Annotated in this window: 12 protein-coding genes; all 12 read right to left on the minus strand. The window is 64.5% G+C overall.

Features of this window, described 5'->3' with window-relative positions; genetic code table 11:
* Positions 1 to 113 precede the first annotated feature (113 nt).
* The 12 genes from F3W81_RS10340 to ruvB all read right to left on the minus strand — a co-directional run bounded on the left by F3W81_RS10340 (position 114) and on the right by ruvB (position 11,796).
* The gene (locus tag F3W81_RS10340; RefSeq protein ID WP_193079092.1) at positions 114 to 737 is read right to left on the minus strand and encodes an MOSC domain-containing protein; all 624 of its coding nucleotides are present in this window, start codon (positions 735 to 737) and stop codon (positions 114 to 116) included.
* A 126-nt stretch (positions 738 to 863) separates the two neighbouring features.
* Entirely contained in the window at positions 864 to 2,783 is a 1,920-nt protein-coding gene (gene ftsH / locus F3W81_RS10345) for an ATP-dependent zinc metalloprotease FtsH (RefSeq protein WP_193079093.1), read from the minus strand.
* A gap of 80 nt (positions 2,784 to 2,863) precedes the next feature.
* Positions 2,864 to 4,099 (minus strand): tRNA lysidine(34) synthetase TilS, encoded by a 1,236-nt coding sequence (gene tilS / locus F3W81_RS10350; RefSeq protein WP_226941634.1) that lies wholly within the window; start codon positions 4,097 to 4,099, stop codon positions 2,864 to 2,866.
* 14 nt (positions 4,100 to 4,113) lie between these two features.
* Positions 4,114 to 4,980 carry a tol-pal system protein YbgF gene (gene ybgF, locus F3W81_RS10355; RefSeq protein ID WP_193079095.1) on the minus strand — a complete coding sequence of 289 codons (867 nt, stop codon included), beginning with the start codon at positions 4,978 to 4,980 and terminating at the stop codon, positions 4,114 to 4,116.
* A 24-nt stretch (positions 4,981 to 5,004) separates the two neighbouring features.
* Entirely contained in the window at positions 5,005 to 5,538 is a 534-nt protein-coding gene (gene pal / locus F3W81_RS10360) for a peptidoglycan-associated lipoprotein Pal (RefSeq protein WP_193079096.1), read from the minus strand.
* A 157-nt stretch (positions 5,539 to 5,695) separates the two neighbouring features.
* Positions 5,696 to 7,036 (minus strand): Tol-Pal system beta propeller repeat protein TolB, encoded by a 1,341-nt coding sequence (tolB, locus tag F3W81_RS10365; RefSeq protein ID WP_193079097.1) that lies wholly within the window; start codon positions 7,034 to 7,036, stop codon positions 5,696 to 5,698.
* A complete protein-coding gene (locus tag F3W81_RS10370) occupies positions 7,036 to 8,259 on the minus strand; it encodes a cell envelope biogenesis protein TolA (RefSeq protein WP_193079098.1) in 1,224 nt (407 codons plus the stop codon). The genes tolB and F3W81_RS10370 overlap by 1 nt, the downstream gene beginning before the upstream one ends.
* Positions 8,260 to 8,268: 9 nt before the next feature.
* The gene (gene tolR / locus F3W81_RS10375) at positions 8,269 to 8,748 is read right to left on the minus strand and encodes a protein TolR (protein ID WP_193079099.1); all 480 of its coding nucleotides are present in this window, start codon (positions 8,746 to 8,748) and stop codon (positions 8,269 to 8,271) included.
* Position 8,749: 1 nt separating this feature from the next.
* Positions 8,750 to 9,445 carry a protein TolQ gene (gene tolQ / locus F3W81_RS10380; RefSeq protein ID WP_193079100.1) on the minus strand — a complete coding sequence of 232 codons (696 nt, stop codon included), beginning with the start codon at positions 9,443 to 9,445 and terminating at the stop codon, positions 8,750 to 8,752.
* A gap of 114 nt (positions 9,446 to 9,559) precedes the next feature.
* The gene (gene ybgC / locus F3W81_RS10385; protein ID WP_193079101.1) at positions 9,560 to 9,949 is read right to left on the minus strand and encodes a tol-pal system-associated acyl-CoA thioesterase; all 390 of its coding nucleotides are present in this window, start codon (positions 9,947 to 9,949) and stop codon (positions 9,560 to 9,562) included.
* A 77-nt stretch (positions 9,950 to 10,026) separates the two neighbouring features.
* On the minus strand, positions 10,027 to 10,686 hold the full coding sequence (locus tag F3W81_RS10390; protein WP_193079102.1) for a hypothetical protein: 660 nt from the start codon (positions 10,684 to 10,686) through the stop codon (positions 10,027 to 10,029).
* Between the two features lie 72 nt (positions 10,687 to 10,758).
* Complete coding sequence (gene ruvB, locus F3W81_RS10395; RefSeq protein ID WP_193079103.1) at positions 10,759 to 11,796, minus strand: Holliday junction branch migration DNA helicase RuvB; 1,038 nt, start codon at positions 11,794 to 11,796, stop codon at positions 10,759 to 10,761.
* Between the last annotated feature and the right edge of the window lie 19 nt (positions 11,797 to 11,815).

Consider the following 11,815-nt stretch of genomic DNA (forward strand, 5'->3'; position numbering starts at 1 on the left):
ACGATAATCCCACTGCCAAGGAGATTGTAATGAGTGCTGCCGCAGTTGTGTTCCATACGAGTTTCGCTGCCACTCTTTTGCTGGCGAGCATTGTTCTGGCCTTTGTTTAAGGCTCACGTTGTTTCGGCAAGGCCTGTATTCCCTCGTCGGGCCTTGTCGAGATGCGACCATACCGGTTGATCCGGTATATGAAGGCGCATTTCGTCGCCTACTGAAATAACCCCCTCACGCTCCACCCAAGCTGTCACCCCGCGTCGCCCCTGCGCCGCGCGTTTGAAGCGTTTGCCATAGCCGGGCATGGCCGCCTCGATCACCCGGGCGGGCAGAGTGCAGGCGCGGTTTTCCATGTCGATGGTCAGCGTGACCCCGTCCGGCCCCTGCAGCCGCGAGGACGGTGGCATCTTGGTGAAATCCGGGATGCCCGATAACACGATCGTCGCCCCCAGCATGGCGGGGTCAAGGTGATCCAGCTGCATCCTTTGGGCGATTTCGGCCAGTTCCTCGGCAGAGACGATGGAAAATTGCCGCACATTGCGGATCTCCGTGCCGCGCCGATGCTGTTTGGTCACGCGGCTGCACGAGAGCCGGGTCAGACCGCCGTGACTTTCGCCCTCAGGGCCTGCGAACAGCGCCCGCAGACTGGGCACGGAGGCAGAGGAGAGTGCCGCCTCACGGCTTTGAACGACACCCAGCCAAAGGATGCGTGCGGAAAAGGCGGTCGGGATCAGGGCAGGCATCGGGTGCTCCTTGCAGCGAAGTAGCGACAGGATGGACCGGGACGGCAGGCAGCTGCAAGCCAGTGCACAAAAGAAAACCGGAGCCACTGAGCGGCTCCGGTTTCACTTTGGTCATATCAGGTCAGATCAGGAGGAAGGCTCCGGCTCCATCCCGCCGTTTTCCGGCTTGTTGCGCGGCTTGGTCTTCGGGATCGCGGCAACCGAAGGTGCATTGCCGGAGCTGGAGTTGTCATCCTCGCCCGAGGTGGAGCTTGGCGGCTCACCCTTCATCACACGTTCGATTTCGGCGCCGGTCAGGGTTTCGTACTCAAGCAGACCCTGCGCGAGGCGTTCCCATTCATCGTGACGCTCGGACAGCAGGCCATAGGCGCGCTGATAGCCCTCGTCGATGATGCGTTTCACCTCTTGCTCGATCAGCTCCTTGGTATTGGCGGAGATGGAGAACCCACCGGCGCCGCCCCCACGGAAGGCCTCTGCGGCCTCCTGGTAGTCGATGTTGCCGACCAGATCTGACATGCCCCAACGCATCACCATCGCACGCGCCAGATTGGACGCCTGCATGATGTCGCCCGAGGGACCATTCGAGACAGTGCCTTCGCCGTACTTGATGATCTCGGCAGCCTTGCCGGCCATTGTCATGGCGATCTTCTGTTCCAGCTCGTCCTTGAAGTAGTTGAGCTGATCCATCTCAGGCAGCGACATCACCATGCCCAGGGCCTGCCCGCGTGGAATGATCGTTGCCTTGTAGACCGGATCGCACTTGGGCAGCGCCATGCCGACGACGGCGTGGCCAGCTTCGTGATAGGCGGTCATTTCCTTCTGTGCGGGCGTCATCACCATGGAGCGGCGCTCTGCCCCCATCATGATCTTGTCCTTGGCGCTCTCAAAATCGATCATCGTCACAAAGCGACGACCAACGCGGGCGGCCATAAGCGCTGCTTCGTTGACAAGGTTCGCAAGGTCCGCACCGGAAAAGCCAGGAGTGCCGCGCGCAATGATACGCAGATCGACGTCGGGGCCGAGCGGGGTCTTGCGGGCGTGCACGCCGAGGATCTTCTCGCGGCCCTTGATATCGGGGTTCGGCACGGTGACCTGACGGTCAAAGCGGCCGGGGCGCAGCAGAGCGGGGTCGAGCACGTCACGACGGTTGGTCGCGGCGACGATGATCACGCCCTCATTGGCCTCAAAGCCGTCCATCTCGACCAGCAGCTGGTTTAGGGTCTGCTCACGCTCGTCATTGCCACCGCCGTAGCCTGCGCCACGATGGCGACCGACGGCGTCGATCTCGTCGATGAAGACGATGCAGGGGGCGTTCTTCTTGGCCTGCTCGAACATGTCACGCACGCGGGAGGCACCGACACCAACGAACATCTCAACGAAGTCCGAGCCGGAGATGGTAAAGAAGGGCACGCCCGCCTCACCCGCAATCGCGCGCGCCAGCAGCGTCTTACCAGTGCCCGGAGGGCCGACCAGCAGAGCGCCTTTGGGGATCTTGCCGCCGAGACGGCTGAATTTCTGCGGGTTGCGCAGGAATTCGACGATTTCTTCCAGCTCTTCCTTGGCCTCGTCGATACCAGCGACATCATCAAAGGTGACGCGGCCCTGCTTTTCGGTCAGCAGCTTGGCGCGGCTCTTGCCAAAGCCCATGGCTCCGCCTTTGCCCCCGCCCTGCATGCGGTTCATGAAATAGATCCAGACGCCGATCAGCAGCAGGATAGGCAGAAGCGAGATGATGAACGCCTGAAAGCCGCTCTCTTCCTGGCTTTTCGCGCTGACGGGAATGCTCTTGTCGAGCAGCAGGTTGGTGACCTCTGCGTCAGACGGCTTGATCGTGACATAGTCCTTGCCGTCAGATCCACGGTACAGAACTTTTTCGCCATCCAGCGTCACGGATTTGACGAAACCATCGCCAACTTCGGTCACGAACTGCGAATAGGGCCGAGTCTGGCTTTGCAGCGTGTTCCCCGACCCGCTGAACAGGTTGAACAGTGCCACGATCAGCAGAAGCAGCACGGCCCAGAAAGCGAGGTTTTTTGCGGTGCCCACGTGAGCTCTCCAATCAAAACAGGTAATCTTGCGCCTAACATAAGGCCGTTCGGGGTTAAATATGTTTCATTACGCAGCATTCAATGGACAAGGAGCGCATCAAAGAAGACATCGCTGTCTCGCAGCAGTGTTGCGGCCCATCCTTGCCCAAAGTCCGCATGTGGCGCTGAGAGCAGTGTATCACCGCGCCACACCGAAGGGTAGCCCACGAGGGAGCCGTGCGGTCTGCCGACCTCGCGCCAGCCCGGACACTGCGACAGACCGTCTGTGCCGAGAGCGCGCACCTTGTCGCCGGGCTGCCCCGGACCGGTCAGTGACCAGCGCCCATCCCAGAGATTTTCCGGTGATGTGACAACCGCTTGCACGGCAGAGTATTCGCGAAAGACCCGGATACTCTGCCCCGTCACGGCGACCTTGCAGCCGTTCAGCGTCATGCCGGTGCCAGCGCGGATTGCCTGCAACGCCAGCGCGATGGCCCTTCGGCGGGGCGGATATTCGGTGCCAGCGACCCAGACGAGCGCCTGCTGCAACAGCCTGCGCGCGATTTCGGGCTGGAGCGTGGCAAACCCGGCACGGGAAAAGACCACATCGCCTGCGTCGATACGCCCATGCTGGCGGGCCTCGGCGCAGGCATACCAACCCAGCGTACTGCGCGCCGCGGCAAGGTTTTTCGTGGTCTCGCAAATCACTTGCGGGGTCAGGCCAAGCGGGCGCAACTGGTCCAGCGCCTTGCGGATGCGCACCCGCTCGTAGCGCGGATCCTCGTTTGTGGGGTCATCGATCCAGACGACACCCTTGGCCGTCAGATAGCTGCGCAGGAACGCGCGCGTCTGATCCAGCAGAGGGCGCACGAAGGTCACGTGACCATGGCTGCGGCGCACCGGCATCCCCGAAAGCCCGTCGGCCCCGGAGGCGCGCGCCAGGCGCATCAGAAACGTTTCAGCCTGATCATCGGCTGTATGGCCAAGCGCCACCTGATCAATGCTATGCCGGAGCGCCCAGCCACTCAGCAGGTCATAGCGTGCACGGCGGGCCTGAGCGGAAAGGTTCCCGGTGCCGTCCCAGGTTTTCCAGGTGAGGGTATCATGGGCAATCCCCAGCTCTGCCGCGAGGCGCGAGACCGTCTGCGCTTCATCGGCAGAATCGGGACGCAGCCCGTGATCGACAGTCACGGCCCGCAGCGTCAGAGGCATCTCTGCGGCGACCTCCGCCAGAATATGCAGAAGTGCGAGCGAATCGCCGCCGCCTGAGACTGCAACGCCGATCTTGTGTTCAGGCCCCGGCGAAAAGTGTGCCGCCACGGCCTGCCGAAACAAGGTTTGCGATCGCCTCACGAACACCCTTGCGCGCGCATTTCAGAGTTCGCCTGCTCAGCTGTCGAGGAGCCGGGAAAGCGCTTGGACACCTCACCCAGGGTCACACAGGCCTCGTTTTTCTGACCCAACGCGCCGAGCAGGCTGCCCAGCCGGAACAGGGCCACAGGCGCCGTCTGGCCCTGCGGATCGAGCGAGAAGCTGTCGAGATAGGCGCGGGCGGCGGCCTTGGTATCCCCCTGTCCTTCAAGCGCGCGCCCCATGCCAAGCTGTACGGCAGGTTGCAGCGGGCTACCGGGATAGGTGGTCTTGAAGGCCTCGAAACCACTCATGGCCCCAGCAAAGTCGCCACTGGCCAGCTTGTCCTGCGCGGCCTGAAAATCAACCTCCTCGCCGATTGCCAGCTCTGGTGAGCTGACGGCGGCGGAGGATTCGGACGGCGCTGCGGGCGCAGGCGCTGCCGACTGGCTGCTGGACCCGGAGGCGCTGCCCGAGGAGGACGCGCCGCTGCCGAGCGTCGTGGCGGTGCCCAGTTTGGAGACATCGCCGCCTTCAAGTTCCACCAGACGGAATTCGAGGTCACCGATCTTGTTGGTGCCGTCGGTCACGACGCTTTCGATCTTGTGCTCCATCTCCTCGGTCTTGCCGGTGAGGCGGCGCAGTTCGCTCTCGATCGCGTTGAGGCGTTCCAGCGGTTCGGTGCTGGCAGTCAGGTTGCCGGAGCTGCCGGTGGTCGACAGCTCCCGCTTGAGGTTCTGGATCTGCACATGCAGGGTCGTCAGCTGCTGCCGGATATCGGCCAGCGTCTCATCGCGGCTCTGGGCGATGGCGGTGCCGACGGGCAGTGTCAGCAGGCAAAGGACGGCGAACAATATCCGGCGCATCTATACGAACTCCCTCAGATCAGATCACATGCCCGAGCCGGCGGCCAGCACGGTGACGGCACGACGGTTCTTGGCATAGCAGGACTCTTCGGAGCAGATCGCGATCGGGCGCTCTTTACCGTAGCTGATGGTGCGCAGACGAGCCGGGCTAACCCCTTTGGCCACAAGGTATTCCATCACCGCATTGGCGCGACGTGCACCAAGGGCAAGGTTGTATTCGCGGGTGCCCTGCTCATCGGCGTGGCCTTCCACGACGGCGCTGTAGTCGGGGTTGCTGTTCAGCCAGCGGACCTGACCGTCGAGGGTAAAGCGGGCTTCGTCCGTCAGGGTCGACTGGTCGACGAGGAAGAGAATGCGGTCGCCGACGCTCTGCTGGAAGTACAGCGGCGAGGCCGGATCAGAGGCGCTGCCGGGGACCATGCCGCCGTTGGCACCATAGCCGCCGTTGGCACCGTTGGCACCATCGGCACCGTTGCCACCGCCAAAGCGGCCGCCGTTGGTACAGGCCGCAACGCTCAGCGCGGCACAGAGAAGAATGGCTTTTGCCAGATAGGTCATACAATACGCCTCGTGTTCAGTGTTTCGGTCATACTAGCATTTGTTCGGCGTTGGCGGAATGCCCCCGCAAAATCAGTGTCGGTATCGCGTCGGTATCCCGTCGGTAACTGAACAGTGCAAATTTCGCACCCCCGGCTCCGACGGGACACCGGCCCGCTCAGCGTTGCAGCGGCGACCACGCCGGGTCAGATGCCCCGCCTTCGGTCGGTACGCGCTTGAGGTTGCGCCCCGTCACGTCGACGGAATAGAGCGCCGAGGCACCGGACGCGCCCTGGGTTTCGCGCGCGAACATGATCACGCGGCCGTTCGGCGACCAGGTCGGGCCCTCATCCAGGAAGGAGGCCGTCAGCAGGCGTTCGCCACTGCCATCGGTGCGCATGACGCCGATGTGGAAGCGGCCCTTGCTCTGCTTGGTGAAGGCGACCATGTCACCGCGCGGCGACCAGACGGGGGTGCCGTAGCGGCCTTCGCCGAAGGAAATCCGCTCAGGCTCGCCGCCGTTTGCCGACATGATGTAGAGTTGCTGACCACCGGAGCGGTCGCTCTCGAACACGATGCGCGATCCGTCGGGCGAGAAGCTGGGCGCGGTCTCGATCGAGGGGGCGCTGGTCAGGCGGGTGCTCTGACCGCTGCTGATGTTCATGCGGTAGATGTCGGTATTGCCGCCTTGCGTCACCGAGTAGACCACCGTCTGCCCATCGGGCGAGAAGCGCGGCGAAAAGCTCATGTCGCCGACGCCGGTATTCAGGACACGACGGCCAACGCTGGCGACGTCGAGCAGATAGATGCGCGGCACGCCGCTCTCGTAGCTGGTATAGAGCACGCGGTCGCCCGAGGGCGAGAAGCGCGGTGCCAGCACGATCGACGAGCTGTCGGTCAGGTACTGCACGTTCGCGCCATCGTAATCCATGATGGCGAGGCGCTTGCGGCGTTCATCCTTGGGACCGTTTTCCGCGACGAAGACGACGCGGCTGTCGAAGTAGGCATCTTCGCTGGTGATCCGGGTGTAGACGGCATCCGCGACCTTGTGGGCCATGCGGCGCCAGCCGTTCTGGGTGCCGTTGAACTGCAGCCCGGAGCCGAGCTCCTGCCCCGAGAAGACGTCATAGAGACGGAATTTCACCGTCACCTGATCGCCATTCACGGCAACGGCGCCGGTGATCAGCGCCTCGGCGTTGATCGCTTTCCAGTCGGCATATTGCACCGGGCTGGAGAACGAGGTGATGGAGCCGATATGCGCACTGGTCGGAATTTCCCGGAACAGTCCGGTGCCGGTCAGGTCATCCGCCACGACGCGGCTGAGTTGGCTGGCGAGTTGCCCGGCCGCCGGGTTTTCCGGCACGAAGGCGGGAATGGCATAGGGCAAGGGTTCGATAACGCCTTCGGTGATCTCGATGCGCAGCGGCCCGGATTGTGCGGTCAGCACACCGGGCAGGCAGGCGGTCGTCAGCGCGATCAGCGCGGCGAAGATGGTGCTGGGCCTGGTCAAGCGTGTCATCATAGGTTCCGCATTTTCTCCGGGTTGAATGTCATTTCGATGTCGCTCCACTGGTCGAATTTGTCGACCGGAAGGGTGTAGCCTTCCTTCTGGCAGCGCAACACGGCGCGTCGGGCGGCGTCAAATGCCGATTGCGCGGCCCCTGCGTCACCACCGTCCGAACCGACGAGTTTCAGTGTATTACCTAGCACCTTGCCGCTGCGATCCAGCGAAAAGGCGATTGTGATCGTGACGTGCGCGGCGGGAGAGCCGGGATCGACCACCCAGCAGCTTTGCACGGCAAGGCGCAAGGATTCCTTTTCGCCTGCAGTCAGCGGCGGCCCGGCGGGGGCCTGTTTTGGCGCATCGCTGCCGGTGCCCGACGCGCCTGAAAGCGCCTCTTGCAGGGCCTTGTCGATGGCGGCCTTGTCCTCGGCCGGCTTTTCAGCCGGTTTGGGCGCGGGTTTGTCCGCCGGTTTCTCGGCAGGCTTGGCGGCGGGCTTCGGCTCGGCCTTCGGCTCCGGTTTGGGCTCAGGCTCGGGCTCGGGTTGTGCGACGGCCAGCTGCTGCGGGCGCAGTTGCGGGCGCTTGGAGGTCGTCGGCGCACGATTCGGCTTGTCGGCCTCGGTCACGATCTCGGTCGTGCTCTCCTGCTGAGCGCTCGGCTTCTGCTGGTCCAGAGGCACCTCGGCCGGGGCCTCGGAAGGCGCGACTTCGGGGCGGTTTTCAACATCGATGGGCAGGTCACGCTCGGGTGGGGCGACGGGTTCGGGCGCGATGCGAGGCGCCTGACGCGGGGTCGGCGGGGCCTCGGGGCGCAGCGGCGCATCCTCGGGCACGAGGGTCGCGACGTCTTCCTGCGGGGTCGGCACGGCTTCGGGCTGCTCGGGGGGCGTGTCGGTGACATCGGCCACGGGCGGCGTGGGGACCGGCACCTGAGGGGCCTCCTCGGCCGCGGGGGCCTCCGGCGCGGGTTCGGCGGCGGGGGGCGGCGTGACCTCGGTCTCCGCGGGGGGATTGGGTGCGGGGTCCGAGACGTCGTCGGGGGTTTCGGGCACGGCCACGTCGGTGGCGGCGCCCGGTGCCTGGACCGATGCCTGAAGCTGAGCGAACTCTGCCTCGGAAATGATGGACACAGGTTGCACGTCCACCTCCGTCGGAGGTGGGCTGAGCAGGTTGCCGAACAGCAACCATCCGATCAGGCCAATGTGACCTGCGCCGGATATGACAGTACCCGCCTGCATGTCGTTGCCCTAGTTATCCCCGGACCCGAAAGTCGGGCCGCCGGTATCTGTGACCAGACCGATGTTCGTGAAGCCGCCGTTGTTCAGCGCCCCCATGACCTGAACGACCTGTTCGTATGGAACTGCACCATCAGCGCGCAGATAGACCCGGTCCGAAGACCGTTCCGATGCGATGGCTCGCAATTTATTCAGCAGCTCGTCCGGCGCGGTTTCCGCCGTCTGGATCAGGATCCTGCCATCTGCCGTGACGGTCACGGTCAGGGGCTCTTCCTGCTCGGACGGGAGCGCGGCGGCGGCGGTTTTCGGCAGCTCGACCGGCACACCGACGACCATCAGCGGCGCGGCGACCATGAAGATGATCAGCAGCACCAGCATGACGTCGACGAAGGGCGTGATGTTGATCTCGGCCATGGGGCGCGCGCGCCCGCCATGGCGGCGACCGCGACGCCCGCCGCCTCCGCCGGATTTGGCCATGACTCCGCCCGCCATATCAGGAATCCAGCTGGCGGCTGAGGATGGTCGAGAATTCGTCGGCGAAGGCTTCGTAGCTGCCGACGATGCGATCGGAATCGGTGCTGAACTTGTTGTAAAAGATCACCGCCGGGATAGCGGCCAGCAGACCCAGAGCCGTCGCCAGAAGCGCTTCGGCGATACCGGGCGCCACAACGGCCAGCGACGTGTTCTGCGACTGGGCGATGCCGATGAAGGCGTGCATGATGCCCCAGACCGTACCAAACAGCCCGACGAAGGGCGCGGTGGAGCCTACAGTGGCCAGCACCGGCAGACCCGCTTGCAGGGTTTCGGCCTCTTTCGCGATCGCCACATCCATGGAGCGGTCAATCCGGGCCTGCGCCCCGGCGATCATCTGCCCGTCAGAGCGGTGCGAGCGACGCCACTCCGTCATGCCGGCAACAAAGATTCGCTCAGACCGGCCTGTGGGGTCGGCACCGATTTCGTCATAGAGTTCATCCAGCGGCTCGCCGGACCAGAAGGCGCGGTCGAACTCGGCGACTTCGACACGGGCACGGCGATATGCGATGAGTTTCTGAATGATGATCGACCAGCTCCAGAAGGACGCGATGGTCAGCATCAGCATGACGAGCTTCACGGTCAGCGTTGCGCGTGCAAACAGCCCGAGCATGGAGAAATCAATCTCCTGCGCCATTGCGAGGGTTTGTGGTTCCATTAAGCCTGCTCTTTTCCGCCTCGGTCGTCTGTTGCGACCTGATTGGGCGTCAAATTATAGGAGTTCGCGCTGAATGGCCAATGGAATAAGGCGGAAACCCGCCCCAGACACCAACTAGTGAAGCATCAGGCGGATATTCGCCGGAAGCCGCACCGGGTGCCCGGTCTCTGACAGCGCCACAAGCGTCACCTGCGCGGAAAACAGCACAGTCCCACCCCGCCGGACCTCCTGCAGCAGGGTGATGCGGGCCCCGGTGACGGCAGCGGGCGTCGTCTCGACCACCAGTTCATCGTCGAATTTCGCCGGGGCCAGGTAGTCGGCCTCAACCCGGCGGACAGCGAAGACGATGCCCTCCTCCGCCTTCAGCGCCCCCTGATCAATGCCGAGACTGCGGACCCACTCGGTGCGCCCCCGCTCGATAAAGCGCAGGTAGTTGGCGTAATAGACGATGCCCGCCAGATCGGTGTCCTCATAATAGACACGCAGATTGAAGAGGTGGGTCATCGGGGCCATCCTTGGTTGTCGCTCGGTTGGGCGCACTGAAACCGATGCGGGTGGCAACGGCAAGCCTATGCAGGCCGTCAGCCCATCAGTTGCCCGGCGCGCGCCGCCAGACGCAGCGCCAGCACGGCATCCTCGCTGGCGGGCGGCAGGATCGGATCGTAGGCCGCCAGCAGCAGGGCGGCGATATCTGCGCGCAGCACGGTCGCGCCGGTCTTTTCGATGCGGGCAAGGGGCGACCGGTCGGCGAAGGCCTGAGGCGACCAGAGCAGCATCGACTTGACCGCCTGCTCCATCCCGAGATCTGCTGCGGGCATGTCGGCCAGCGCGCCGTTCATGCGCAGAAAGACGAAGCCTGCCTTGATCGCGCCGGTCTGATCGAAGCGAAAGAAGCGGTACTGATCGGCACCGGAGGCCGCGAGGCGCGGCAGCAGCCCGGCCAGATCGGGCACCAGCTGGTCCATGTTCTGCACATCCGCCAGTTCGGCCCAGTCGCGCAGGAAAAAGATCATCAGGTTGGCACCAAGGTCGGGATCGGCCTCGGCCATTTTGTGACCGGAGGCGAGGACGACCGCCTCTATCGCGCCTTTCAGCGCCGGCAGGCTGGCCTCGTCCGCGCCGAAGACGACCGGCACGATGGGGCGCGCCCAGCGGGAAAAGCGGAACTGGCCAGCGGCGTCGGTAAAGAACGCCTCGGTCTGCTGCGGGTCGATCTGCTGCGGGTTGGGGGCATGTGCCATGGTGGGGTCCTTTTGCCGGGTCGCCTCGGGGCGCTGCTTTTTCAAGTCGGCGCCCCGGTTGCAAGCAGAAAGCTAGGCTCCGAACAGGTCCGGAGCGGTGTCGTTGCGCGGCGGCGTCAGGCCAAGGTGCTGCCAGCCACGTTGCCCCAGCATCCGCCCGCGCGGCGTGCGCTGGATCAGGCTTTGCTGCAGCAGGTAGGGCTCGATCACCTCCTCCAGACCATCGCGGCTTTCTGACAGCGCGGCGCAGAGCGTCTCGATGCCCACGGGACCGCCGCCGTAGCCTTCGCCGATCATGCGCAGATAGCGGCGGTCCGCGCCGTCGAGGCCGAGTTCATCGACGCCGAGGCGGGTGAGCGAGGAATCGGCAAGCTCCCGGGTGATACGGCCATCGCCCTCGACCACGGCGAAATCGACGACGCGGCGCAGCAGGCGACCGGCGATGCGCGGCGTGCCACGCCCGCGGCGGGCAATCTCGCGCGCGCCCTCGGGATCTGCCGGGCAGCCCATCAGGCGGGCGTTGCGACTGACGATCTCATAAAGCTCGTCGACGGTGTAAAATTCCAGCCGGGTCGGGATGCCGAAACGGTCGCGCAGTGGCGTCGTCAGCAGGCCGAGGCGGGTTGTGGCGCCGACGAGGGTGAAGGGCTGCAGCTCGATCCTCACCGTGCGGGCGGCGGGGCCTTCGCCGATCACGAGGTCGAGCTCGAAATCCTCAAGCGCGGGATAGAGGATCTCCTCCACCACCGGGTTCAGGCGGTGGATCTCGTCGATGAACAGGACATCGCGGGCCTCAAGGTTGGTCAGGATCGCGGCGAGGTCGCCCGCCTTGGCCAGAACGGGGCCGGAGGTCATGCGGAAGTTCACCCCCAGCTCGCGCGCCATGATCTGCGCCAGCGTCGTCTTGCCGAGGCCGGGCGGGCCATGGAACAGCGCGTGATCCATCGCCTCGCCCCGCTGGCGGGCGGACTGGATGAAGATCTTGAGGTTGGCGCGCGCCTCGGCCTGCCCGATGAAATCATCGAGGGTTTGCGGGCGCAGCGCACGGGTGTCGGCGGCAACATCCTCGGGCAGCTGTTCGGGGCGCATGGTCGGATCAGGGGTTTTCATGCGGGCCTTATGGTGTTGG

The organism is Pseudooceanicola spongiae (genome assembly GCF_014899185.1).
Taxonomy (GTDB): domain Bacteria; phylum Pseudomonadota; class Alphaproteobacteria; order Rhodobacterales; family Rhodobacteraceae; genus Pseudooceanicola; species Pseudooceanicola spongiae.